The 23,567-nt window shown below is 68.1% G+C and carries 28 protein-coding genes and 1 riboswitch; of the genes, 15 read left to right on the top strand and 13 right to left on the bottom strand.

Features of this window, described 5'->3' with window-relative positions:
• Nucleotides 1–55: 55 nt before the first annotated feature.
• The gene (locus LJ725_RS12430) at nucleotides 56–493 is read right to left on the bottom strand and encodes a Fur family transcriptional regulator (RefSeq protein ID WP_230550970.1); all 438 of its coding nucleotides are present in this window, start codon (nucleotides 491–493) and stop codon (nucleotides 56–58) included.
• A gap of 44 nt (nucleotides 494–537) precedes the next feature.
• On the opposite strand from LJ725_RS12430, the gene LJ725_RS12435 reads away from it, so the two are divergent.
• Complete coding sequence (locus LJ725_RS12435) at nucleotides 538–771, top strand: sulfurtransferase TusA family protein (RefSeq protein WP_230550971.1); 234 nt, start codon at nucleotides 538–540, stop codon at nucleotides 769–771.
• Here LJ725_RS12435 and LJ725_RS12440 read toward each other — a convergent pair whose 3' ends face one another.
• The gene (locus tag LJ725_RS12440) at nucleotides 772–1,242 is read right to left on the bottom strand and encodes a GNAT family N-acetyltransferase (RefSeq protein ID WP_230550972.1); all 471 of its coding nucleotides are present in this window, start codon (nucleotides 1,240–1,242) and stop codon (nucleotides 772–774) included. It abuts the gene before it with no gap.
• Nucleotides 1,242–1,964, bottom strand: a complete 723-nt coding sequence (tsaB, locus tag LJ725_RS12445; RefSeq protein ID WP_230550973.1) for a tRNA (adenosine(37)-N6)-threonylcarbamoyltransferase complex dimerization subunit type 1 TsaB — start codon at nucleotides 1,962–1,964, stop codon at nucleotides 1,242–1,244. The genes LJ725_RS12440 and tsaB overlap by 1 nt, the downstream gene beginning before the upstream one ends.
• A 9-nt stretch (nucleotides 1,965–1,973) precedes the next feature.
• On the opposite strand from tsaB, the gene ddpX reads away from it, so the two are divergent.
• Nucleotides 1,974–2,531 carry a D-alanyl-D-alanine dipeptidase gene (ddpX, locus tag LJ725_RS12450; protein WP_230550974.1) on the top strand — a complete coding sequence of 186 codons (558 nt, stop codon included), beginning with the start codon at nucleotides 1,974–1,976 and terminating at the stop codon, nucleotides 2,529–2,531.
• 22 nt (nucleotides 2,532–2,553) lie between these two features.
• On the opposite strand, the gene LJ725_RS12455 is transcribed toward ddpX, so the two are convergent.
• From LJ725_RS12455 to LJ725_RS12480, 6 genes are all read right to left on the bottom strand, one after another.
• Complete coding sequence (locus LJ725_RS12455; RefSeq protein WP_230550975.1) at nucleotides 2,554–3,663, bottom strand: glucosaminidase domain-containing protein; 1,110 nt, start codon at nucleotides 3,661–3,663, stop codon at nucleotides 2,554–2,556.
• Nucleotides 3,664–3,765: 102 nt separating this feature from the next.
• The gene (locus LJ725_RS12460) at nucleotides 3,766–4,314 is read right to left on the bottom strand and encodes a NifU family protein (protein ID WP_230550976.1); all 549 of its coding nucleotides are present in this window, start codon (nucleotides 4,312–4,314) and stop codon (nucleotides 3,766–3,768) included.
• A 292-nt stretch (nucleotides 4,315–4,606) separates the two neighbouring features.
• A complete protein-coding gene (locus LJ725_RS12465; protein ID WP_230550977.1) occupies nucleotides 4,607–5,089 on the bottom strand; it encodes a universal stress protein in 483 nt (160 codons plus the stop codon).
• A gap of 18 nt (nucleotides 5,090–5,107) precedes the next feature.
• Nucleotides 5,108–5,965, bottom strand: coding sequence for a TIGR02186 family protein (locus LJ725_RS12470; RefSeq protein WP_230550978.1), 858 nt, complete (start codon nucleotides 5,963–5,965; stop codon nucleotides 5,108–5,110).
• The gene (locus LJ725_RS12475; RefSeq protein ID WP_230550979.1) at nucleotides 5,962–6,888 is read right to left on the bottom strand and encodes a sulfite exporter TauE/SafE family protein; all 927 of its coding nucleotides are present in this window, start codon (nucleotides 6,886–6,888) and stop codon (nucleotides 5,962–5,964) included. The genes LJ725_RS12470 and LJ725_RS12475 overlap by 4 nt, the downstream gene beginning before the upstream one ends.
• 8 nt (nucleotides 6,889–6,896) lie before the next feature.
• On the bottom strand, nucleotides 6,897–7,943 hold the full coding sequence (locus LJ725_RS12480; RefSeq protein ID WP_230550980.1) for a DUF2333 family protein: 1,047 nt from the start codon (nucleotides 7,941–7,943) through the stop codon (nucleotides 6,897–6,899).
• Between the two features lie 84 nt (nucleotides 7,944–8,027).
• Between LJ725_RS12480 and LJ725_RS12485 the strand changes: the two genes are divergently transcribed.
• From LJ725_RS12485 to LJ725_RS12500, 4 genes are all read left to right on the top strand, one after another.
• Complete coding sequence (locus tag LJ725_RS12485) at nucleotides 8,028–8,981, top strand: alpha/beta hydrolase (RefSeq protein WP_230550981.1); 954 nt, start codon at nucleotides 8,028–8,030, stop codon at nucleotides 8,979–8,981.
• Nucleotides 8,978–10,102 carry an MFS transporter gene (locus LJ725_RS12490; RefSeq protein ID WP_230550982.1) on the top strand — a complete coding sequence of 375 codons (1,125 nt, stop codon included), beginning with the start codon at nucleotides 8,978–8,980 and terminating at the stop codon, nucleotides 10,100–10,102. The genes LJ725_RS12485 and LJ725_RS12490 overlap by 4 nt, the downstream gene beginning before the upstream one ends.
• A gap of 62 nt (nucleotides 10,103–10,164) precedes the next feature.
• Nucleotides 10,165–10,611 (top strand): MarR family winged helix-turn-helix transcriptional regulator, encoded by a 447-nt coding sequence (locus LJ725_RS12495; protein ID WP_230550983.1) that lies wholly within the window; start codon nucleotides 10,165–10,167, stop codon nucleotides 10,609–10,611.
• On the top strand, nucleotides 10,608–11,102 hold the full coding sequence (locus LJ725_RS12500; RefSeq protein WP_230550984.1) for an AAA family ATPase: 495 nt from the start codon (nucleotides 10,608–10,610) through the stop codon (nucleotides 11,100–11,102). The genes LJ725_RS12495 and LJ725_RS12500 overlap by 4 nt, the downstream gene beginning before the upstream one ends.
• Nucleotides 11,103–11,235: 133 nt before the next feature.
• Here LJ725_RS12500 and gloB read toward each other — a convergent pair whose 3' ends face one another.
• On the bottom strand, nucleotides 11,236–12,012 hold the full coding sequence (gene gloB, locus LJ725_RS12505) for a hydroxyacylglutathione hydrolase (RefSeq protein WP_230550985.1): 777 nt from the start codon (nucleotides 12,010–12,012) through the stop codon (nucleotides 11,236–11,238).
• 71 nt (nucleotides 12,013–12,083) lie between these two features.
• On the opposite strand from gloB, the gene LJ725_RS12510 reads away from it, so the two are divergent.
• From LJ725_RS12510 to LJ725_RS12525, 4 genes are read left to right on the top strand one after another with little or no spacing between them, the layout of a single operon-like run.
• Nucleotides 12,084–12,872 carry a class I SAM-dependent methyltransferase gene (locus tag LJ725_RS12510; protein ID WP_230550986.1) on the top strand — a complete coding sequence of 263 codons (789 nt, stop codon included), beginning with the start codon at nucleotides 12,084–12,086 and terminating at the stop codon, nucleotides 12,870–12,872.
• Between the two features lie 22 nt (nucleotides 12,873–12,894).
• Complete coding sequence (locus LJ725_RS12515) at nucleotides 12,895–13,827, top strand: DUF1932 domain-containing protein (protein ID WP_230550987.1); 933 nt, start codon at nucleotides 12,895–12,897, stop codon at nucleotides 13,825–13,827.
• The gene (locus LJ725_RS12520) at nucleotides 13,817–14,320 is read left to right on the top strand and encodes a YbaK/EbsC family protein (RefSeq protein ID WP_230550988.1); all 504 of its coding nucleotides are present in this window, start codon (nucleotides 13,817–13,819) and stop codon (nucleotides 14,318–14,320) included. The genes LJ725_RS12515 and LJ725_RS12520 overlap by 11 nt, the downstream gene beginning before the upstream one ends.
• Entirely contained in the window at nucleotides 14,313–16,100 is a 1,788-nt protein-coding gene (locus tag LJ725_RS12525) for a GNAT family N-acetyltransferase (RefSeq protein WP_230550989.1), read from the top strand. The genes LJ725_RS12520 and LJ725_RS12525 overlap by 8 nt, the downstream gene beginning before the upstream one ends.
• Here LJ725_RS12525 and metW read toward each other — a convergent pair.
• Together metW and metX are read right to left on the bottom strand one after the other, a co-directional pair.
• Nucleotides 16,097–16,702, bottom strand: a complete 606-nt coding sequence (metW, locus tag LJ725_RS12530; RefSeq protein WP_230550990.1) for a methionine biosynthesis protein MetW — start codon at nucleotides 16,700–16,702, stop codon at nucleotides 16,097–16,099. The two genes, LJ725_RS12525 and metW, sit on opposite strands and share 4 nt — an antisense overlap.
• Entirely contained in the window at nucleotides 16,702–17,868 is a 1,167-nt protein-coding gene (gene metX / locus LJ725_RS12535; RefSeq protein ID WP_268990638.1) for a homoserine O-acetyltransferase MetX, read from the bottom strand. The genes metW and metX overlap by 1 nt, the downstream gene beginning before the upstream one ends.
• A 59-nt stretch (nucleotides 17,869–17,927) precedes the next feature.
• Nucleotides 17,928–18,003: riboswitch (SAM riboswitch) on the bottom strand.
• 105 nt (nucleotides 18,004–18,108) lie between these two features.
• On the opposite strand from metX, the gene LJ725_RS12540 reads away from it, so the two are divergent.
• From LJ725_RS12540 to LJ725_RS12555, 4 genes are read left to right on the top strand one after another with little or no spacing between them, the layout of a single operon-like run.
• Nucleotides 18,109–18,960, top strand: coding sequence for a chorismate mutase (locus tag LJ725_RS12540; protein ID WP_230550991.1), 852 nt, complete (start codon nucleotides 18,109–18,111; stop codon nucleotides 18,958–18,960).
• A gap of 24 nt (nucleotides 18,961–18,984) precedes the next feature.
• On the top strand, nucleotides 18,985–20,076 hold the full coding sequence (hisC, locus tag LJ725_RS12545) for a histidinol-phosphate transaminase (RefSeq protein WP_230550992.1): 1,092 nt from the start codon (nucleotides 18,985–18,987) through the stop codon (nucleotides 20,074–20,076).
• Nucleotides 20,073–20,957, top strand: coding sequence for a prephenate/arogenate dehydrogenase family protein (locus tag LJ725_RS12550; RefSeq protein ID WP_230550993.1), 885 nt, complete (start codon nucleotides 20,073–20,075; stop codon nucleotides 20,955–20,957). Before hisC ends, LJ725_RS12550 begins: the two co-directional genes overlap by 4 nt.
• A gap of 4 nt (nucleotides 20,958–20,961) precedes the next feature.
• Complete coding sequence (locus LJ725_RS12555) at nucleotides 20,962–21,609, top strand: gamma-glutamylcyclotransferase (RefSeq protein WP_268990597.1); 648 nt, start codon at nucleotides 20,962–20,964, stop codon at nucleotides 21,607–21,609.
• Here the strand turns inward: LJ725_RS12555 and LJ725_RS12560 are convergent.
• Nucleotides 21,527–22,156 (bottom strand): TetR/AcrR family transcriptional regulator, encoded by a 630-nt coding sequence (locus LJ725_RS12560; RefSeq protein ID WP_230550994.1) that lies wholly within the window; start codon nucleotides 22,154–22,156, stop codon nucleotides 21,527–21,529. The genes LJ725_RS12555 and LJ725_RS12560 overlap by 83 nt on opposite strands.
• Nucleotides 22,157–22,327: 171 nt before the next feature.
• Between LJ725_RS12560 and LJ725_RS12565 the strand changes: the two genes are divergently transcribed.
• Nucleotides 22,328–23,482, top strand: a complete 1,155-nt coding sequence (locus LJ725_RS12565; protein WP_230550995.1) for a trans-sulfuration enzyme family protein — start codon at nucleotides 22,328–22,330, stop codon at nucleotides 23,480–23,482.
• The last annotated feature ends 85 nt before the right edge of the window (nucleotides 23,483–23,567 follow it).

A 23,567-nucleotide genomic window follows, 5' to 3' on the forward strand; every position in this document is an offset into this window, starting at 1 on the left:
AAGGGGGCCGCCCCGATCATGGGCCCATTATCGGGGTGGCGCCGGTCCAGTCCACTTATTTTTGGTGGTCGGATTTCCCGTCCAGAGGAACGCCGTAGAGTTCCAGGCGATGACCGACCAGCCGGTAGCCGGCCTTCTCGGCGATCTTCCGCTGCAGTTCCTCGATCTCGTCGTTGTGGAATTCCACAACCTTGCCGCTCTGGATGTCGATCAGGTGATCGTGGTGCTCGTCCGGCGTTTCCTCGTAGCGGGCACGCCCGTCGCCGAAGTCGTGCTTGGCCAGGATGCCCGCTTCCTCGAACAGGCGTACCGTCCGGTACACCGTCGCGATCGAGATGTTCGCGTCGATCGTGGTGGCGCGACGGTGCACGGCCTCGACGTCGGGATGATCCGACGCTTCCGACAGGACGCGGGCGATCACGCGTCGCTGGTCGGTCATCTTGAGGCCGCGCTCTGCGCATAGGATTTCGAGTTTGGATTTCCGGTCTGGCATGACGGCCTACCCTACACTGGCAGGCGTTCGGGGTATAGTTGGACATGTCCATACACGCCGACCATGACATCGACATTACCGGCGAGGTCTGTCCCATGACGTTCGTCCGGACCAAGCTCAGGCTCGAACGCATGAAGCCCGGCGAAACGCTGGCCGTAAGGCTTCGCGGCGAGGAGCCGTTGCGCAACGTTCCGCGCGCCGCACGCGACGAGGGCCACGCCATCCTGGCCATCGAGGCCGAGGGCGATGCCCAAATCGTGATCATCCGCCGCGCCTGATCAGATGAGAGTGAGACGCATGATGAAAGCGTCGGCCGGCGCCCGGCCGGGCCGGGGATAATAGCCGGCGCGCTTGCCCACGACGACGAAGCCGAGCGAATCGTAGAGCGTCCGGGCACCGGGATTATCCGCACCGACTTCAAGGAAAAGCGTCTTCGCCCCGGCGGCGCGGGCCTGCTCCATCACGGCATCGAGGAGCCGGCGCGCCGCGCCGCGGCGGCGGTGGCCGGGCTCGACCGCGACGGCCATGAGTTCGGCCTCGTCGTCCACGACGCGACACAAGGCCATGCCGATGTCGACGTCGGCCTGCCTCAGCAGGAAGCCGGCGCTTCCCGGCGACGACATCAGCCCCGCAACATCCTGCCGCGTCCAGCCGCGCTCGCCCATCGGACCGAAGGAGTCGCGATGGAGACGCGCCGCGCTGTCGAGATCGAGCGCGCCCAGGCGGACAAGGGTGAAGCCCGCCTCCATCACTCGACCGTGCGGCGGGCGCCATCCGGCAGGGTGATGTTCACGCCCCGCAGATAGAGCGGCCGCGGCAGGCCCTCCTCGCGATTGCGCCGGCGCCACTTCTCGACGCCGACACTCTCGGCGAGGCCGCCGAGGACGGCCGGATCGGGTGGGCCGTCGTGGGCGATCGCATCGATGTCGGCGGCCCTCAGCGACTGGACGAGCGGGCCCACGTCCTTGCCGACGATCAGGCACGCGCGTCCGGCCAGTCGCGCCGCGAGGTCCGCCGCGGTCGTCGCGAACGCCTCGGGCTCCGCACCGATCGCGCAGAACCAGTCGCCGAGCTTGGTGTCGACCGCGGCGACCACCAGCCGGTCGGTCGCGGGCGCCTGGGCGCGCAATACCGTGGTGGTGGGAATGCCCGCGAGGGGAATGCCGAGACCGACCGAGAGGCCGCGCGCCGCCGACAATCCCACGCGCACGCCCGTGAAGCTGCCCGGCCCGGTCGTGACGGCGATCAGGTCGAGCTGTCGCCGGGCGATTGCGGCCCGGTCGAGCGCGTCGGCGATCGCGGGCAGAAGACGCGCCGCCTGCTCGCGGCCCTCCTCCAGGAGACTGACGAGAGTGACGCCATCGCGCAGGACCGCGACACCCTGTCCGCTCACGGCGCAGTCGAAGGCGAGAACCGCGCTCACAGGCTGAGGCCGCGCAGGGTACTGGCGCCAGGAGAAGCGGCTGGGCATTGTTGTGTCATGAAGCTCGACATTGTTGCGATCGCTCCGCCCGACTTCGACGTCGATGTGACGCTGGCCTATGCGACGGACGCAAATCTAACGGGACGGCCGGTGTACCGAAACGCCGAATGCTGGCTGCATCGCGAGGCTGCCGAGAAGCTCGCCGCGGCGATCGAACTCGCGCGGCCGCTGGGCTATCGCCTGCGGATCTTCGATGCGCTGCGGCCGGTCGAGGCGCAATGGGCCCTGTGGAACGTCAATCCCGATCCCGAGTTCATCGCCGATCCCCGTCGCGGCTCGCCGCATTCGCGCGGCGTGGCGGTCGATCTCAGCCTGCTCGACGGCGAGGGGCGCGAACTCGACATGGGCACCGGCTTCGACGCCTTCACGCCGCTGTCCCATCACGGGCGGACCGACATTCCGGTCGAGGCGCAGCGCAACCGCCTGCTGCTCATGGGTTTGATGACGTCCGCCGGGTGGGACTTCTACCGCAACGAATGGTGGCACTATCAGCTGTTCGACGCCCGGCGCTATCCGCTCGTCTCGGACGCAGACCTGCCGCGTCCGATGATGTGACCGATGTTGGTGACGGGGCGCCTCAGAAGCCCGAGAGCCGCGCCTTGTCGAAATCGCGCAGATCGTTCTCGCGCATGATCTGGCGGACGAACTGCACATACTCCTGGCCGCGCTCCGAATAACGAAGCAGCGAACCGATCAGCCGGAAGCCGTCCGGAGCCTCGCCGCGCGCGCGCATCGCGGCGCGCTCGTTGCGGAAGCCGGCATAGGCGGGATGGGTGTTGAGGTTCGTGATGTAGGCTTCGGTCGATTCGCCGACGTCGGCGAAAGGCTGCGGCATGCCGGCGCCGGGTTTCCACGGCACGGAGACGCTGTGGCGCCCGACCGCCTGGATCTGGCCGTACAGGGCGTTGCCGGTGCGCGCGGCGAAGGAGGTGCCCCAGCCGGACTCGACGCCCCCCTGGGCGATCGCCATCGACGGCGGAACGATGTCGACGCGACGGACCAGCTCGTCGATCTTGTCGGCCGAGGTGTCGTATCGATCGGCGAGATCGTCGAGCCAGATGCGCTCGATGGCCGTCAGCATCTGCGGCGTCGAATAGAGCTTGTCGCGCAGGTAGAGGAGCTGCTCGCGGTCGGCCAGCACGCGCTGGTTGACCTCGAGGATCACCGGCAGCAGCGCGGTGATGAACAGCATCTTGCGCGCGTTGCCGTCCTTGTTGCCGAGGTCGGCCGGCACGCGATCGACCTTGTAGGGCGGCACCGCTTCACCCTGACGGATATCGGTGAGCGTGTAGGAGACGTCGCGGAAGAAGCCGGCGAGCTCGTCGGCGGTGCGCGGGCTGATCGCGCGCACCTGGACCTGGCGGCGAACGGCGTTGCCCGGGGCGGCGAAGCGGCCGTGGGCCCCCGAACCGTCGCGCGGCGAGCGGTTGACGACGTCGTCGGGCTCGCTCACCTCGTGCCGCACGAACATGAGGGCGGCCGGCTCGGCATCCATGACGAGAAGCGACGGCTGCTCCGCCTCATGGGCGTAGGCGCTGCCGACGCCGACGAAAGACAGATAGGGCGCTACGTCCATCGACGGGAGCGGTTTGTAGAAGGCGACACCCGTCGCCAGGACTGCCGCCCATGCGGCCGGAAAAGCATATTGGCGCCCGCGCTCGATCGCGGGCCGTAGGGTCAACTGCATGCCACACTCTTCAATTCGTTTTGCTCGCACGAACGGCCGGTCGCGCGGCCCCGGGGGAGCCGCGAACGCCATCACAACGCGTACGCTCTGAGCTGAAGCGGCCTACTGGGCCGCCTGGACTTCAACCACTTCCGGCACGTAGTGCTTCAGAAGGTTCTCGATCCCCATCTTCAGCGTGGCCGTCGAACTCGGGCACCCCGAGCAGGACCCCTGCATGTGCAGGTAGACGATGCCATCGCGGAAGTCGTGAAACACGATATCGCCGCCGTCCTGGGCCACGGCGGGCCGGACGCGGGTGTCGAGGAGTTCCTTGATCTGGGCGACGACTTCATCGTCGTCCGCCGCAGCGGCCGCGGCCGCCTCTCCGTCGACGATCACGGGATCGCCCGACGTGTAGTGCTCCATGATGCCGCCGAGGATCGAAGGCTTCATGATCTGCCAGTCCCGGTCGGCCGTCTTGGTGACGGTCACGAAATCGGACCCGAAGAACACGCGCTCTACGCCCTCGATCGCGAACAGCCTCTTGGCAAGCGGCGACGGCGTGGCGGCCTCTACGTTGGCGAAGTCCGCAGTCCCCTTCTCCATGACCACGCGGCCGGGGAGAAACTTGAGGGTCGACGGATTGGGCGTCTGCTCGGTCTGGATAAACAAACCTACCTCCGGTTCGAACGCTTCGCGGGAGACCCCGCTCGGCATCGCTCAGGCTGGGGATCAGGACGTCTCCATCCCCACTCGATGCCCTCGGACGTAGGAACCACGGGCAGGTCGATCAAGTTGATTCTGAATCGCCATTGTATAAATATTATGGAATAATTTGAAATTATATAAATTTATCAATTACTTAACGTGTATTTCTCGAAATGTAACCTTTGTCACCGGTTTCGACACAAAGAAGGATTCCGCGCGGATCGCCGCATCGCGCCGGCAAAACTTCCTGCACGCCTCACGAAATCGCATCGATCTCGGCGTCGGTCAGGGCACCCGGCACGATCGTCAGCGGGATGCGAAGCTGCGCACCGGACTTGCCGGTGAAGGCCGTCACCAGAGGCCCCGGCCCGTCGCCGCTCGAGGCGCTGCCCAGCACCAGGACCGAGATCGATCGGTCCTCGACGAGCAGCTTCGAGAGTTCGTCGCGGCTCTTGCCCTCGCGAATGTAGATCGACGGCGGCTGGCCGGTCAGCGACACCGCCACGTCGGCGTGGCGGGCCACCACTTCCTCGGCCTGCTGCCGGGCCTCCTCGCGCATCAGCTCCACCACGGAGCCCCATTGCTGGCCCTCCGGTGGATCCATCACGTAGAGCATGGCCACCCGGCCGCCCGTGCGCTTGGCGCGGCGGCAGGCGTAGCGCAGGGCGTTGCGCATCTCCGGGCTCTCGTCGACCACGACCAGGAAGACACGTTCGTCGGACTTCGGTTGAACGCTCATCGAACCGCTCCCCCTCTCCTAGAGACGCCGCATGACGGAGCCGCCGATCCAGCCGACCAGCAGGGCCATCAGGATGGCGCCGAGCCCGTACAAGGTTCCGTCGTGACTGGCCCATCCGGCAAGCTGGGCGCTGAAGCCGACCTTGCCGACGGGCAGCGGCCGCGACACCGCCGCGACGATCTTGCCCTCGCGCAGCAGATAGACCCGGACCTCGTAGACGCCCTCCGGCAGGCGCGACGGAAACGGCAGATCGACGCGGAAGAGACGGCCGGCCTGTACCGTGACCTGGCCGATGGCCGCGGGATAAAGGCCCTCGCGCCGCTTGACCTCGACGAGGCCGGCGCGAAAGCGCGCAAGGTCGGCGGCATCCCGCGGCGTCGCCGGCTTGACGCTCGCCAGGCGATCCTCGAGCGAGAGGATCTCGCCGCCGGCGCTGCGCGCCAGCAGGCGCTGCAGCGGCTGGCTGGCGGCGATCGCGTAGTAGGCCGGCACGTCGTCGAACGACTGCCGTCCCGTATTGAGCCAGATGCCGAGGAACCGCTGCTTGCGCATGACCGTCTCGCGCGCGGCCGGCCCCGCCACCACGACCACGATCTCGCCGGGCGGGTCGAACATGCCGAACATCAGGATGCTCTCGCCCTGGAAGGCCGAGGTGATCGACACGCGGGCCAGCGAAAGATCGACGATCAGGTCGGGGGTCGTTGGTTCGGTCGGCACCGAAGGCGGAGCCATCGCGTCGGGCGGCCCGCCGATGGTGGGCGCCGGGCGGGTGGCCGGGGCCGGCTCGACCCGGGGGCTCTGGGCCAGGGCGCCGGCCGCGCTCACGAAGAGCGAAAGGGCGACGCCAAGCGCGGCCAGCGTGCCGGCCCGTCTCACCGCAGCACCTCTCGGCTGCCCAGCGAATAGAGCGAGCTCGGCGTGCGCAACAGCTCCGTCAGCAATTCCGCCGCCACCGCCAGGATCAGGATCGACATCAGGGCCCGCAGCGCCAGGCCGGGCAGCTTGGCCGCGATTCGCGCGCCGATCGGCGCCCCGACGACGCCGCCCAGGATGAGCAGCAGCGCCAGCACGACGTCGACCGTGCCGTTGGTCGCGGCCTGCAGGAAGGTGACGTTGGCCGCCACGAACAGGATCTGGAAGTTCGAGGTCCCGATCACCACCGCGGTCGGCATGCCGAGCAGGTAGATCATCGCCGGCACCAGCACGAAGCCACCGCCGACGCCCAGGATCGCCGACAGGATGCCGATGAGGAAGCCCAGCCCGAGCGGAAGCAGGGCGCTGATATAGAGCTTCGACTTGTAGAAGCGCAGCTTCAGCGGCAGCCGGTGCACCATATAGTGGGTATGCAGCTTGCCGCGCGGTGCCTCGGGATTGCGACGCCGCCGGAAATAGCTGCGCAGGCTCTCGAACAGCATCAGCAGGCCGATCGTGGAGAGCATCACGACGTAGAGCACGGCGATCACGAAATCGATCTGGCCGATCCGCTTCAGGTAGGTGAACAGCCAGACGCCGCCCGAAGAGCCCAGCATGCCGCCCGCCAGCAGCACGAGCCCCATGCGCAGGTCGACATTGCCGCGCCGCCACTGGACCTGCAGCGAGGAGATCGAGTTGGCCACCACCTGGTTGGCCTGGCTGGCGACCGCGACCGCCGGCGGGATGCCGACGAAGATCAGCAGGGGCGTGGCGAGGAACCCGCCGCCCACGCCGAACATGCCCGACAGCAGTCCCGCCGCGGCGCCGAGGCCCAGCAGCAGGAACACGTTCATCGAAAGCTCGGCGATGGGGAGGTAGATCTCCACGCCGCAGCCTACTTCAGCAGGATGTTGGTGATCTCGCGCAGTTGCGTGCGGGCCCGCAGCAGGTAGAAGCCCTGCGCGAGCAGGTGATTGGGAATGAGCAGCGCATCGGGATAGCCGTTCCAGACGACCCACGGGTCGAGCTGCGCGGCGATGCGGAAGGTCTCGACCGTGCCGTTCCAGGCATTCGTGAGCTCGCGGTCGCGGATCACGTTCTGGAAATCGGAACCGAGGTCTCGCAGCAGCAGGTAATAGACGTAGAGGCGGCCCTTGTTGAAATAGAAGATGTCGTCGCACCGTGCGTCGAACAGGTCGCCGGCCTTCTCGATGACGTGCTGGTCGATCGCCGCCGAGTCCGAGCCGAGGTCGTTGGCGATACGGTCGAGCAGCGCCTGGAGATTGTCCGCCCGGCGCTCGAATACCGCCTGGCCGCTGCCCAGCCGCTTGTTGTAGGCCATCAGCCTGTCGCGGCCGGCGCGATACTTCTGCGCCGAGGTCGTCGAGGGCAGGAGCGAGACGCTCGGCTGCCACAGCCAGATGTTGGGCTGCTCGTTCAGGAAGCCGCGGGCCTGCTCGAGGTCGCGATCGGTCTGGCTGGAGCCGCGCGTCCGGCCGAGCTGGTCCATCAGTTCCGTGCTGAACCGGCCGAGCGCCGACATGATGCCGCGCTGGAAGTTCGGCATGTTGTCGAGAAGGCCCGACGGCATGAAGAACGGCATCATCGGCGTCCAGGTGTGGACGTCGACCTCCCGGGTGACGAGATCGGCCGCCGTGGCCACCGCCTTGCTTTCGCCAGGTGCAACGCCGCGCGCCGCGAACTGCGGATCGTCGTCGATGTCCTCGGTCACCAGCGCGCCGACCGGATAGTAGAGAACGATCAGAAGCAGGGCGATCCGCCAGGTCCACTTCCAGGCCGTGCGCCCGCCTGACGATGGGGCGCCTGACGATGCCAGGGAAGTCGATCGACCCGGCCGCCATGCCCGCACGCTGTCCCAGCGCCGCCGCCACCAGGAAGGCGACGACGATGAAGGCGCGCTGTAGTCCGGTTCGAATGTCATGGCACATCTTACCATTCGCCTCGTGACGAAACAGGGGCGGCGCCTGCTAGAGTGCGGCAAATGTTTTGAATGGAGTGGGTGGAAATGGCTCTCGATCCGGAATCCCAGCGTCTCATCGACCTGATGGCGGCGGCGAATCGTCCGGCCTGGAACACGCTGAGCCCGCAAGCCGCCCGCGATCTCTATCTTTCGCTGCGCCCCGGTGCGCAGGGCCCGCGTCCCGCTCACGTCACCGTGGTCGATCGCACGATCCCGGGCCCGGCCGGCAACCTGCCCGTCCGGATCTATCGGCCCACGGCGGCCGCTGCGGACGCCAAGCTTCCTGCACTGGTCTACGCGCACGGTGGCGGCTGGGTGTTCGGCAATCTCGACAGCCACGACGTGCTCTGCGCGCAGCTCGCGATCGAAGCCGGTATCGCGGTGTTCCATGTCGACTATCGGCTGGCGCCCGAGGCACGCTTTCCCGGCGCCTTCGATGACGTCGTGGCGGCGCTCAAGTGGGTCGCAGCCAATGGCGAAACGGTCGGCATCGACCCCACGCGCTTGGCGATCGGCGGCGACAGCGCCGGCGGCAACCTGGCCGCCGCCGCGTCGATCTGGGCGCGCGACCATGGCGGGCCGAAGCTCCTCATGCAGTTGCTCGCCTATCCCGTGACCGACGCGGTCGCCCGCACCGAGTCCTACCGTCGCTACGAGGACGGCTACGGGCTGAACGCCGTCACGATGGAATGGTTCTTCGACCACTACACGCCCGACAAGGCCAGCCGCGGCGACTGGCGGGTCTCGCCGCTGCGCGCGGCATCGCTCGCCGGCCTGCCGCCGGCGCTGGTCGTGACGGCGGGCTACGATCCGCTGCGCGACGAGGGCCGCGCCTATGCCTGGCGGCTGCACCAGGAAGGCACGCAGGCGGACCTGGTCGAGTTCGGCGGCATGCTGCACGGCTTCCTGAGTTCGCCGATGCTGCTGCACGGCGCCCGTCGCGGCACGACGCTCTGCGCCGCGGCCCTGCGCGAAGCCCTGGTCCTGCGCACGCAGTGAGCACGGCCGCTCCGGGCCGCGCCAAGCCCGTCGGCATGGCGCTGCCGGGCCTCGTGATCGCCGTCTGCATGATCGGCGACACGCTGCTCTATGCCGTGTTGCCGCTCTACCACCAGGAGTTCGGTCTCTCGCTGGCGATGGTCGGCGTGCTGCTGTCGCTCAATCGCTGGATCCGTCTCGTTGCCAATTCCGGCGTTGCCCATTTCGGCGAGCGGATCGGCCCGCACGCGCTGATGATCGCCGCTGCGCTGGGCTCGGCCCTGTCGACGACGATCTACGGGCTGATCGAGAATCCGACGGCACAGATCCTGGCGCGTGTGCTCTGGGGCATATCCTATGCCTCGCTCAATCTCTCGACCCTGGCTTATGCCGTCAGCGACCGCACGAATGCCGGCAAGCGCGTGGGCGCGAGCCGCGCGGCGATCGGCCTGGTCCAGGCCCTGTCGCTGGTGGGCGGCGCCTGGATCGTGCTCGAGCTGGGCGCCCGCCCGGTGTTCCTGATCTTCGGCGCCGTGACGCTGATCGCGCTGGGCGCGGCGATCGTCCTGCCGCGCCTGCCGGCGGAGCCGGCGGCAAAGAAGGGCTTCCGGCTGCCGGTGCCGCACCGGCTGGAGGTCTGGGGCTTCGTGATGGGCTTCGCCGGCGACGGCGTCTTCCTGCTGACGCTTGCCTTCCTGATGAAGGACTCGATCACCTCCGTGGCCCCGGTGATGGCGACGGCGCTGTTGCTGGCCCTGCGCTGGCTGGTCGAGGTCTCGACCGGACCGATCGGTGGCTGGATCGGCGACCGCTTCGGCGCCCGGCGGATCGCCATCGCCAACGCCGCCCTGCTGGTCTCGGGCTTCGTGCTGATCGCGCTGGACCACGAGCTGCTGGGCGCGCTGATGATCGTGACCACCCGCGGCATGTTCAACACGCTGATCCCGGTGCTGGTGATCGAGCGCGGCCACGGCACCGTGCTGTCCAGCCAGGCGAGCTATTCGACCTGGCGCGACTTCGGCGCCGCCGTCGGACCGCTGACGGCGCCGTGGCTGTTCCTCAACGTCCCGCAGGTCCCGCTCTATGCCGCGCTGGCGCTGGTGCTGGGAGTCAGCGCGTACTTCTGCCTCGTACGACGGTGACGAACGGACATATCGATTCCGATATACTTGCAATCGGAAATACTTCGGCCCATATAGGGCCGATGAATACCCCATCCTTTTCCGCGACCGTGAACCTGCTCCGCGCCGCCGCGCGCCTCGAGGAGCGCTTCGCCGGCGAACTCGGCTCCGTCCACGGGCTCGCCCTCAAGGAAGTGCTGCTATTGATGCACCTCGACCGGGCGCCGCTCCGGCGGCTGAGCCGCGTCGACCTCGCCAAGCGGCTGCATGTCAGCCCCTCGACTGTGACACGCATGACAAATCCGCTGGAGAAGCTGGGCTGCGTCGGCCGCGAGGCCGATCCGCGCGACGCCCGCCTCGCCTATGTCGTGCTCACGGAGACCGGCCAGAAGCGGGTCGGCGAGGCGCGGGCGACGCTGGAGCGCCTGGCGGCCGACCTGTTCCGCGACCGCTGGCCCCGGTCGGAAATCGCCACCCTCGCCGATCTGCTCGGCCGCCTGACCGCCGGCCAGCCGGGAGACCTCGCATGATCCACCTGATCTGCGGCTCCACCGGCGCCGGCAAGACGACCTATGCCGGCCGGCTGCGCGAGCAGTTCGGCGCGCTGCACCTGTCGATCGACGACTGGATGGTGACGCTGTTCGCGCCCGACAAGCCCGCACGGCCGGACTGGCCGTGGATCGAGGAACGGGCTGGGCGCTGCGAACGTCAGATCCTCGCGACCGCGCTGCAGGCGGGCCGCGTTGGCATGCCGTCGATTCTCGATTTCGGCCTGCAGCGCGCCGACCAGCGGCGGCGCATTGCCGAATGGGCAGCGGCTGCGGGCCTCGCCGTGCGCCTGCATTTCCTCGACGTCGATGCCGACGAACGCTGGCGCCGCGTCGAGCAGCGCAACGAAGAGCAGGGAGAGACCTTCCGCCTGGAGGTCACCCGCCCGATGTTCGATTTCATCGAGACGATGTGGCAGCCGCCCACGGCTGACGAGATGTCGGTCCTCAATGGCGTGCGAATCGCAGTCTAACGGTGCAAGAAAGCGAAAGGTCCCTCGCTACGCTCGGGATGACACTGTGTTGGAACTTGGCGCGGATGCGCTGATCACGAAAGCGGTGTCATGCCGAACGAAGTGAGGGACCTTTACCTCTTCGGTGGTGGCTTCAGCGGAATACGTCCTTGCGGTGGCGCACCTCGGCGAACACCGCGACGGGATCGCTACCGGCGAGGCCGACCGCCGCCTGCACCGCCGGAACGTCGGCGCGCAGGAAGGGGTTGGTGGCCTTCTCCTCGCCGAGCAGCGACGGCACGGTGGCCTCGCCCTTGGCGCGCGCTGCATCGATCGCGGCCGATCTCGCCTTGAGCTGCTGGTTGCCGGTTTCCACGGTCAGCGCAAAGCGCGCGTTCGACTGGGTGTATTCGTGAGCGCAGTAGACCCGCATGTCGTCGGGCAGCGCGCGCAGGCGGCTGAGCGACGTCCAGAACTGTTGCGGCGTGCCTTCGAACATCCGGCCGCAGCCCAGGGCGAACAGCGTGTCGCCGCAGAACAGCGCCTTCTGGTCGCGGAAGGCGTAGGCGATGTGGCCGCTGGTGTGTCCCGGCACGAAGAAAATCTCGGCCTCGGCCTCGCCGAACCGGTAGCGATCGCCGTCGTCGACCTCGACGTCGATGCCGGGGATCCGGGCACGATCCTGGCGAAGGCCGACGATGGTGCAGCCGGTCGCCTTCTTGATCTCGAGGTTGCCGCCCACGTGATCGCCATGATGGTGCGTGTTGAGAATGTGAGTGATCTTCCAGCGCCGCTTTTCGGCCTCCGCGAGCACCGGCCCGGCGACCGCCGGATCGACGACGCCCACGGCGCCGCTCTGCGGCTCGCGCATCAACCACACGTAATTGTCGTTCAGGACCGGGATTCGGACGATGTCTAGCGTTGTGCTCATGCTGCAACGCTAGCAGAGCTGGCTTGCGCGGGCCATGGTCGGGCCGGCCGGCTTTCTGCTACAGTTGCGGCATGTGGAGCGACGTCCTCGACCTCGAGGAATTCTACGGCAGCACGCTCGGTCAGATGACCCGGCGGCTGCTGCGCGCGCGGCTGCGCGAGATCTGGCCGAACGTGCGCGGCGAGACGGTGCTGGGCCTGGGCTACGCCCAGCCCCTGCTGCGCCCCTTCATGGAAGAGGCCGGACGGACGCTCGCCTTCATGCCGGCCCAGCAGGGCGTGGCCCGCTGGCCGCGCGAGGGCCGCAACCTCGCGACCTTGGTGGACGAACTCGACCTGCCGCTGCCCGACCGCTCAGTCGATCGCGTGGTGCTGGTCCACGCCGTGGAATGCACCGAGCAGCTGCGGCCGATGCTGCGCGAGATCTGGCGCGTGATGGCCGATGGCGGCCGCATGGTCGTGATCGCGCCGGCCCGCACCGGCTTCTGGTCGCAGATCGACCGTTCGCCCTTCTACCAGGGCCATCCCTATTCGGCCGGGCAGATCAACGCACTGCTGCGCGCCAACATGTTCGCGCCGCTGCGCCAGACGCGCGCGCTCTACATGCCGCCGACGCGTTCTCGGCTGATGATGCGCATGGCGCCGGCCATCGAACGCTTCGGCCAGCGCTGGCTCAGCCGCTTCGGCGGCGTCAACGTCATCGAGTCCGGCAAGCAGCTCTATGCCGGAATCGCCGAGCGCAGCCAGCCGCAAGCCGCGGCCGCTGCGCGGCCCAAGCTGCGCGTCGCCAGTTCGCGCGACACCCCGCAGGTCGCGGGTGCCGCCCGCACCGCCGAGGACGGCGAAAAGCCCGCCTCCTGAGTCCAAGACGGAAAGACCCGACATGTCATTTTCTCCGCGCGTGATCGCGTTGCTTGGTTTTGGCGAGGCCGGATCGGCCATTGCCCACGGTCTCACGGCCGAGGGTGGCTGGCGGGGCCCGTCGAAGCCGGGCGACAACGCCCCGCGCCGCGTCATCGCCATCGACACCGCGCTCGACAAGGATGCGCGCGGCACGGCGCTCGGCAAGGCCGCGCGCGGCCTCGATGTCGCGATCAGCGACAGCTACACCGAGGCGCTCGGCGAAGCCGACCTCGTGATCTGCGCCGTGCAGGGCGAGCATGCGCTCTCCGCCGCCCGATCCGCCGCCCCACTGCTGAAGCCGGGCGCGCACTATCTCGACCTCTGCACCGTCACGGGCCGCATGTCGGACGAGGACCGCGCCGAGATCGAGAAAGGTGCCGGCCGTTACGTCGACATCGCCGTCATGGGCGGCTTCTTCAAGCAGGGCATCAAGGCGCCGATGCTGGTGGCCGGCGAGGACGCCGCCGAGGCCGTCGCCTGGATGAACGACAACGGTTTCGTCGCGACCCTGCTCGGGCCCAAGCCCGGCAGCGCCTCGTCGGTGAAGATGATCCGCAGCACGCTGGTGAAGGGCCTCGAGGCGCTGGGCGTCGAGGCGCTGGTGGCCGCGCAACGCCAGGGAATCCTCGACGAGGTGCTGGGCTGCCTGGGCGACGCCGATTCGATGGGCCTGAGCGGCTTCATCACCATGCTGGTCCAGACCCATGTCGTGCATGCCCATCGCCGCTGGGAAGAAATGGGCCTGGTGGCGCAGACGCTGCGCGAGACCGGCGTCGACCCGCTGATGACCGAAGCCATCGAGAAGAGCCATCGCCGTACCGTCGACGCCCATATCGCGCCCGCCGACGGCCAGGTCCCGAGCCTCGAGGACGCGCTCGCGATCCTGTCGGATAAGGTGATCCGTGGACGCTGAGCCCAGAACGGGAGATGTCTTCGACCGGCTGGTGACGCTGCTCACCGACGCGAAGGCGCAGTTCCGCGTCATCGAGCACGAGGCCGAAGGGAAGTCGGCCGAGATCAGCGTCATCCGCGGCAATCGCCCCGACCAGGCCGCCAAGGCCATGGTGCTGGACGTGCGCGGCGGTGGCGGCGGCAGGCGCCACGTGCTCGCCATCCTGCCGGGCAGCCGCAAGCTCGACTTCGCCGCCGTGGCCGCGCTCTTCGAGGCGCGCAAGTGCGGCTTCGCCTCGCCCGAAACGGCGCAGGCGCTGACCGGCTGCGTCATGGGCGCGGTGCCGCCGTTTGCGCTCGATCCCGCCCTCTCGATCGTCGTCGAGGAAGACCTGCTGGCGAACGAGACGCTGTTCTTCAACGCCGGCCGCCTCGACCGCTCGATGGAACTCGACACGAAGGACTGGCTGGCGATCGCCAGGCCGCGCCTCGCCCGGATCGCGACGCGTGACTGAGGGGTGGCGCTTCGGTCCCGTGACCGAGGCCGACTTCGAACCCTTGCTCGTGCTTCGCACCGAGGTGATGCGCGAGCATCTCGAGCGAGTCGGCCGTTATACGCCCGAGCGTTCGCGGCAAATGTTCCGCATGCACTTCGACGAGCCCGGCACGCGGTTGATCCTGCTGGACGGCGTGCGGGTCGGCTGCGTCGGGTTCCGCCGGCACGAGCATGAGATCAGAATCGACTCGTTCTATCTCGAACGGCGACTGCACGGGTCCGGTCTCGGCACCACGATCCTGAAGGCAATGCTCACCGAAGCCGACGCGACCGGCCTGCCCGTGCGGCTCGAAGTGCTGACCGGCAGCAAGGCCGACCGGCTCTACCTGCGGCACGGCTTCGTGAAGCTGCGCGAAGACGATATCGAGGGCTTCTACGAGCGCCCGGCCGCCGGTCCGTCGATCCCGGCGCTGCTGCCGCGCGGCCCCGGCCATCAATTCGTCTTCTACGGCGATGCCTGCTCCGGCGTGCCGGGCGCGCTGCACGAAGGCACCTTCGCCGGCATCAACGCCGCGGTGCGACGTCTCGCGCCCTCACCGGAGTTCATCCTCTTCCTCGGGGACGAGATCGCCGGCTACACGGCCGACGCGGACACGCTGCGCCGGCAGTGGCGGCACTGGCTCGACCACGAGATGGCCTGGCTCGATCGGCACACGACGCCGATGTGGCACACGACCAGCAACCACGCGACCTACGACGTCATGAGCGAGCAGGTGTTCCGTGAGGTTCATGCTCATCTGCCGCGCAACGGCCCGCCCGGCCAGGAAGGCCTGTCCTACTGGGTGCGGCGCGGCGACCTGCTGCTGGTCTTCGTCCATACGCTGTGGACGGGCCTGGGCGGCGAAGGCCATGTCGAGACGGAGTGGCTTCGCGCCGTCCTGCAGCAGCACGCCGATGCGCGCCACAAGATCGTCGCCGGCCATCATCCGGTTCACCCCGTCAACGGCTTCAGCGGTCCGTATCAGCGCGACGTCGGCCCCGAGCATGCAAACGTCTTCTGGGACGTGCTGGCCGAGAACGGTGTGCTCGCCTACCTGTGCGGCCACATCCTGGCCTTCGACGTCCAGGTCCATCGCGGCGTCCTGCAGATCTGCACGGCCGGCGCCGGCACCGCCCACCGCATGCCGGAGGGGATCGAGTATCTCCATGCGGTGCAGGCCGCGCTGGATGACGGAGGCCTGCGCTACCAGGTGTTCGACGCCGACGGTCAGGTTCACGAAAAACTGTCTTGGCCGCTGGCCGTGCCGCCGGTCGAGCAGTGGCGGGCCCTGGACGAAGCCGGCATCGGCAAGGACAGGCTCGCGGCCTTCCGCTTCACCGGCCACACGGCCCCCGCCCCTACCGGCGCGGCACAGACGTTGCTCGCCGCGTTCGAGCCAAATGTCCGCGCGCCGCTCTGGATCGGACTGAGCGGACCGTCGCAACGGCTCATGGTGATCCTCGAACCGGAACCCGGCCGCAGCCCGCACTACTGGCTGGGACCTCCGATCGCGGCCGACGCGCCGTTCGACATTCAGCTGCTCGTTCATCCGGGCATGGGGCCGGGGGGCCTGCTGTATCGCCTTGCAGCCGATGCGCCCTGGACTTCCCTGTCGGCCGCGTCCGCGTGGGGCGCGGAGCGCCTGCAGTGGCCGGGCCGCTGGAGCGTCGGCCATGGTCAGGGCGGATCGGACGACCGCGCCTTCAGAGGCCGAGATCTTGCGATCTCAGCCACGACCTTCGCGATGTCCAGCGACTAGTCTCGCCGGAGCATGAACACGGCCTGCTCGCCGATCAGGTTGGCGAGCAGCGGCGGCAGGTTGATGCGGCGGCTCGCGTTGTTCAGGACGATCGAGCGTTCGATGCGCACGCCCATGGTCCGGCACAGCGCGCGGAAATCGTCGATGCTGCAGAGATGGATGTTGGGCGTGTCGTACCACTTGTAGGGCAGCGACGTCGTCTCGGGCATGCGGCCGCCGAACACCAGCCGCAGCCGCACCTGCCAGTGCGCGAAGTTGGGGAACGACACGATGGCATGCTTGCCGACGCGCAGCATCTGCTCGAGCACCTTTCGCGGCTCACGCGTGGCCTGGAGCGTCTGGCTCAGGATCACATAGTCGAAGGCGGCATCCGGATAGTCGCGCAGGTCGGCATCGGCGTCCCCCTGGATCACCGACAGGCCGTTGGCCACGCAGGCGTTCACGCCGGCCTGGCTGAGTTCCATGCCACGCGCATCGACGCGCTTGAAGTTCATCAGGTAGGCGAGCAGCGCGCCGTCGCCGCAGCCGACGTCGAGCGCGCGCGTGCCCGGCTCGACCATGTCGGCGATGTGCTGGAGATCGACACGGATCGGCGCGGCCATCACGAAACACTCCCGAGGCCGCGCACCGCGGCGGCGCCCTTCAGGAAGCCCGAGAGGGTGCGGAACATCTCGGGCTCGTCGAGCAGGAAGGCATCGTGGCCCTTGTCGCTGTCGACCTCGACGAACGACACGTTGGCCGCCACGGCGTTGAGCGCATGCACGACCGCGCGGCTCTCGCGCGTCGGGAACAGCCAGTCGCTGGTGAAGGACATCAGGCAGAAGCGCGTGGCGGTGCCTCTGAAGGCGTTGGCGAGCACGCCGCCATGAGCGCCCGCGAGGTCGAAATAGTCCATGGCGCGGGTGATGTAGAGATAGGAGTTGGCGTCGAAGCGATCGACGAAGGTCGAGCCCTGGTAACGGAGATAGCTCTCGACCTGGAAGTCGGCGTCGAAGCCGAAGCCCAGCGCATTGCGGTCCTGCAGGGCGCGGCCGAACTTGCGCTGCAGCGCCTGCTCCGAAAGATAGGTGATGTGCGCGGTCATGCGGGCCACCGCGAGGCCCCGCGACGGCGTGGTCTGGTGCAGGCGATAGTCGCCGCCCTTCCAGTCCGGGTCGGCCATGATCGCCTGGCGTCCGACCTCGTGGAACGCGATGTTCTGCGCCGAATGGCGGGCGGCGCAGGCGATCGGCACGGCGGAGAACACCCGCTTGGGGTAGCTCGCGGCCCATTCCAGCACCTGCATCCCGCCCATCGACCCGCCGATGACGCAGAAGAGATCGGGAATGCCGAGATGGTCGATCAGCGCCGCCTGCGCACGGACCATGTCGCCGATGGTCACGACCGGGAAGCGCAGGTTCCAGGGCTGGCCGGCCCTGGGATCGGTGTCGAGCGGGCCCGTCGTGCCCAGGCATCCGCCCAGCACGTTGCTGCAGATGATGAAGTAGCGTGCCGGGTCCAGGATCTTGCCCGGGCCGACGATGCTCTCCCACCAGCCGGGCTTGCCGGTGATGGGATTGCGGTCGGCGACGAACTGGTCGCCCGTCAGCGCATGGCAGATCAGGACGGCGTTCGACTTCTCCGCGTTCAGCTCGCCATAGGTCTGGTAGGCCACCCGGTACGGTCCGAGATCGACGCCGCAGTCGAGGCGCAACGGCCGGTCGGTTCCCAGGACCGCGTGGCGGCACTGGGCGAGCGCCTTGCGCTCGGCATCGGTCAGGTCGTTCAGCACTACCCTCTCCCGCGAAGGAGCCAACGAAAAAGCCCCCGACCGGAAGGACGGGGGCTTTTTCGAGCACTCCGACCTTTTAGCGATGTTTAACGTGGTCGCAAGCCGGTCGGCCCAAATTCCACGGAGAGGTGTCTATACGGTCGCCGGCGTCGGCACGCAAGCCTCCCGAGACCTTGTTTGCCTTTACGCGGCACGTGCGGACGTAGTATCGCCGCTGCGCAAAGGACATAAGCCCTTATGGACGCTCCCAATCTCGAAATCCTGCGGCAGGAAATCGATGCCATCGACACCGAGCTGCACGGCCTGATCCGGCGCCGCTCGGAGGTGGTCGCCAACATCTCCTCCACCAAGCCGGCGGGCGGCCTGGCGCTGCGGCCGGGCCGTGAGGCGCAGGTGCTGCGCAAGCGGCTGGCGTCGCATGACGGACAGTTCCCGGCCGGCGCGGTCTATCGCATGTGGCGCGAGATGATGAGCGCCTTCACGCTGATCCAGACGCCGGGCCTCAAGATCGCCATCTGCCGTCCGACCGACCAGCCGGGCTACTGGGACCTAGCGCGCGACCATTTCGGCTGCCAGATCCCCTTCGTCGCCCACGACACGCCGGCCGGCGTGCTGGCCGCGGTGCGCGCCGGCACGACCACGATCGGCGTGGTGCCGGCGCCGATCGAAGCCGATTCCGCGCCGTGGTGGCCGCTGCTCGCCGGCAAGGACACGACCCTGCCGACCGTCGTGGCCCGCCTTCCGTTCCTGTCCATGCCGAACGCGCGCGCGCGCGGCATTTCGGCCTTCGTGCTGGCGCGCATCGACGCCGAGCCCAGCGGCTCGGACCGTGCGCTGGTGGCGATCGAGGCGAAGAACGGCCTCAGCCGAGACCGCATCGCAACGGCGCTGGCCAAGGCCGGCCTGCCGGCCTTCACCTCGGCGCTGGACCAGGTTCTGGCCGGCGTGCATCACTATCTCGTCGAAGTGCCGGGCGTGATTGCCGACGAGGATCCGCGCCTGCGCGACCTCGAAGCAGCCCTGGGGCTGGAGAAGGGCTGCGCGGCGGCGATCGGCGCCTATGCCGTGCCCATCGACGCCAAGGCGTAACCGAACGTTTCAGAGGAGACTGGCATGAGCGCGCTCACCCCTCGTCCGGGCATCATGAAGATCGCGCCCTACGTGCCGGGCAAGGACTCGATCGACGGCAAGGAGACGATCGCCAAGCTCTCGTCGAACGAGGGCGCGCTCGGCCCCTCGCCCAAGGCGATGGAAGCCTATGCCAAGGCGGCCTCCGAACTGCATCGTTACCCCGACGGCGATACGAGCAAGCTGCGCAAGGCGATCGGCCGCCACTACGGTCTCGACCCGGCACGCATCGTCTGCGGCGCGGGCTCGGACGAGATCCTGAACCTTCTGGTCCGCGCCTACTGCGGCCCCGGCGACGAGCTGCTCTACAGCCAGTACGGCTTCCTGATGTACGCGATCAACGCGCTGGGCGTCGGCGCGACGCCGGTCGCGGCGCCGGCCAAGGATTACGGCAGCGACATCGACGCGCTGCTGGCCGCGGTGACGGAACGGACGCGCATCGTCTGCCTCGCCAACCCGAACAATCCGACGGGCACCTACGTTACCAAGGACGACGTGCGGCGCCTGCATGCCGGCCTGCCGAAGAACGTGCTGCTGATCATCGACGCGGCCTATGCCGAGTATGTCAGCAAGAACGACTACGAATCCGGCGTCGAGCTGGTCGACCAGGCCGAGAACGTGGTGATGACGCGCACCTTCTCCAAGATCTACGGGCTGGGCGGTCTGCGGCTCGGCTGGATGTACGGACCGGCCGGCATCGTCGACGTGATGAGCCGCCTGCGCCAGCCGTTCAACGTCAACCTCGCGGCGCAGATCGCGGGAATCGCGGCGCTGGAAGACATCGCCCATACAGATGCGAGCCGCACCAACAACGACATCTGGCTGCCCTGGCTCAGCGACGAGCTGAAGAAGCTCGGCCTCGCACCGCTGCCCAGCGTCGGCAACTTCGTGCTGGTGGGCTTCGGCTCGAAGGAGCGCGCCATGGCGGCCAACGACTGGCTGATGAACGACGGGTTGATCCCGCGCCTGGTCGCAGGCTACGGGCTGCCGGAACATCTGCGCATCACCGTCGGCACCGAGACCGAGGTGAAGGCGGTGCAGGCCTCGCTCGCACGCTTCGTGGCGGCGAAGAAATGAGCGAACCGCTGTTCGGCAAGATCGCGCTGATCGGCATCGGCCTGATCGGCGGCTCGATCGCGCTGGAGGCCCGCAAGCGCGGCCTCGCCAAGCATATCGTCGCGGCGACGCGCAGCGCCGAGACCGCAGCCCTCGCCAACAAGCTGAAGCTCGCCGACCATTGCGGCACCGATCTGGCGGAAGCCTGCCGGGATGCCGACCTGGTGATCGTCTGCACGCCCGTCGGTGCCTGCGGCCCGGCCACCAAGGCGATTGCCTCCGCGCTCAAGCCCGGCTGCATCGTCTCCGACGTGGGTTCGGTGAAGCAGACCGTGATCGCCGACATGGCGCCGCACATCCCCGAGGGCGTGCACTTCGTGCCGGCACATCCGGTGGCGGGCACGGAGAATTCCGGCCCCGAGGCGGCGCTGCTCGATCTGTTCCAGGGCCGCTGGTGCATCCTGACGCCGCTGCCCGACAGCGATGCGGACGCGGTGGCGAAGCTCGAAGCCTTCTGGAAGGGTCTGGGCAGCCAGGTCGAGCGCATCGACGCCAAGGACCACGACCGCATCCTCGCCATCACCTCCCACCTGCCGCATCTCATCGCCTACACGATCGTGGGAACGGCCGACGATCTCGGCGGCCATCTCAACAGCGAGGTGCTGAAGTTCGCCGCCGGCGGTTTCCGCGATTTCACCCGCATCGCCGCCTCCGATCCGACGATGTGGCGCGACGTGTTCATGAACAATCGCGAGGCCGTGCTGGAAGTGCTGCAGCGCTTCCAGGAAGACCTGTTCTACCTGCAGCGCGCCATCCGCTGGGGCGAGGGCGACAAGCTGTTCGACCTGTTCACGCGCACGCGCGAAATCCGCCGCGCGCTGATCCACCTGCACCAGGCCTAGAGGCTTGGCCACCCGCGCAGCGAAGCCCGACGCGAAACCCCGCTGGGTCTTCGGCTACGGCTCGCTGATGTGGAACCCGGGGTTCGCGCCCCCCGAAACCCAGCCCGCCCGCCTGCAGGGCTGGCATCGGGCGTTCTGCATCTATTCCGAACACTATCGCGGCACGCCGCAAAAGCCGGGCCTGATCCTCGGCCTGCTGCCGGGCGGTTCCTGCCGCGGACTGGCACACCGGCTGCCGGCCGCCACCTACGAGGAAGTACGCCGCTACCTGATCCATCGCGAGATCGACAATGACGGCGTCTACGAGGAGACGGTGCGGCCGATCCATCTCGACGACGGGCGCACGGTCCTCGCGCTGGTCTATCTCGCCGACCGAAGCCATCGGCAATTCGCCGGCAAGCTGCCGGCGAAAGAGGCTTCGAGGCTGATCCGCCAGGGCCATGGCGCCACCGGCAGCAGCCTCGACTATGTGCAGAACACCGTCCGCCATCTCGGCGAGCTCGGCCTGCGCGACCACTCGCTCGAGATGCTGGCCCACACCGCCGCGAGCGGCGCCGAGCCTCGTGCCGCTAGCGGCGCGCGGCCTCGGTCGCGAACACAGACTTCACCACGAAGCCGAGTTCCTCGCGGGCCTGCTCGACCGACAGGTTGAGGCGCTGGCGCAGCACGACCCAGCTCTCCGGGGCGATGGCGAGCGCCAGGGCGGTCAGCGCCCGCTGGCGCGATTCGGCCGGCAGGGCGGCGAGTTCGGGCGCGAAAGCCTGCGACAGGTTTGCGGTGTTGGCGCTGTAGATCTGCGAGATCATGTCGGCGGCTTCCGGCGAACGGCGCTGCAGCGTCTCCACGAAGGTCCACATCGGACGCAGCTGCTCGTAGCGGTCGGCGCACTGGTTGATCATCGCCGCGATGCGCTGCTCGACCGGGCCCACGGCCGCGAGTTCCTTCGATTCGCCCACCAGCGCCGCCAGCACGCGGCCGAGGACGGCGACATAGAGTTCGGCGGTGTCGGCGAAGTGCTGGAAGACAGTGCGTGCGGAGACGCCAGCCATCTGCGCGATGTCGCGCACGATCGGCGCGACCTGACCGGCCGTGGCCAGTGCGAGTGCCGACGCGACGATGGATTCGCGTGTGCGGGCAACACGATCGCCCCGACCGGCCGTCTGGAGCTGCTTCGTCGTGTGCAGGGTCTGACCGTCCATTTCCTGACTCCCCAGCGAGTGTTCTTCGTCTGATCGGCAACCTTGCCGATACTATCGATCCTGAATGCAAATCACTACATATGAAGCTACTAGTGAACCGCCATTTCAAGTGTTGTGATGCGCTATAAGGGCGCTATCGACGTAAGTTTCGTGTAAGCCGACGGTGCCCCGATGTCAGAGAAGACCTTTGCTCCTGCCTCCCTCGCCGCACAGGCCCTGGGCTGGATCGATCCCGTCACCAAGGCCGTTGTCCCGCCCATCCACATGGCGAGCACCTACCTGCGAGACGAGGACAATGGTTACAGCTCCGGCCGCATCTACGCCCGCTCGGACAATCCGACCTTCGATCAGGCAGAAGCAACGCTCACGGCGCTGGAAGGCGGCGCGAAGTCGCTGATTTTTTCTTCAGGCATGAGTGCGGCCACCGCCTGCTTCCTGGCCCTCGCGCCCGGTGATCATGTCGTTACCTCGAAGGTGATGTACTGGGCGCTGCGCAACTGGCTCATGACCTTCGCCACGCAATGGGGACTCAAGGTCGAGTTCGTCGATACCGACAGGACCGACGCGGTCGCGGCCGCCGTGAAACCCGGCGTGACCAAACTCGTCTGGATCGAGACGCCGGCCAATCCGACGTGGAGCGTGTCCGACATCGGAGCGATCGCTGAGATCGCGCACAAGGCCGGCGCGCTGCTGGGCGTCGACTCCACGGTGGCGACACCGGTGCTGACCCGGCCCATCGAACATGGCGCCGACATCGTGATGCACTCGGCCACCAAGTACCTCAACGGCCATTCAGACATCATCGCCGGCGCCCTGACCGGCGCGCGCGACGATGCCTACTGGGCGAAGCTGCGCACCATCCGCTCGCAGCTCGGCACCATCCTCGGCCAGACCGAGGCGTGGCTGCTGATGCGCGGCATGCGCACGCTGTTCCCGCGCGTCGCCTGGGCGTGCAAGTCGGCGCAGAGCCTCGCCGAGAAGTTCGCCGAGCATCCGATGATCGAACAGGTCCTCTATCCCGGCCTGCCCTCCTTCGCGGGCCACGCGGCGGCGGCGAAGCAGATGAAGGGCGGCTTCGGCGGCATGCTGTCGGTCCGGGTGAAGGGCGGCGAGCGCGCGGCCATCGCCACGGCGGCGCGCGTCGGCCTGTGGAAGCGCGCCACGTCGCTGGGCGGCGTCGAGAGCCTGATCGAGCATCGCGCCAGCATCGAGGGCCCGGGCACGCCCTGCCCGCCCGACCTGCTGCGCCTGTCCGTCGGTGTCGAGGAAAGCGGCGACCTGTTCGACGATCTCGACCAGGCACTGAAGCGCGCGCACAACGCCTGATCCGTCGTCTCGACCGGAGCGCCCCTCAAGTGCCTCGGGGCAGGCTCAGCGCGAAGTGGAGAGACCTTCCCTCCACCCAGGGCCA

It is taken from the genome of Reyranella aquatilis (assembly GCF_020880995.1).
GTDB lineage: Bacteria > Pseudomonadota > Alphaproteobacteria > Reyranellales > Reyranellaceae > Reyranella > Reyranella aquatilis.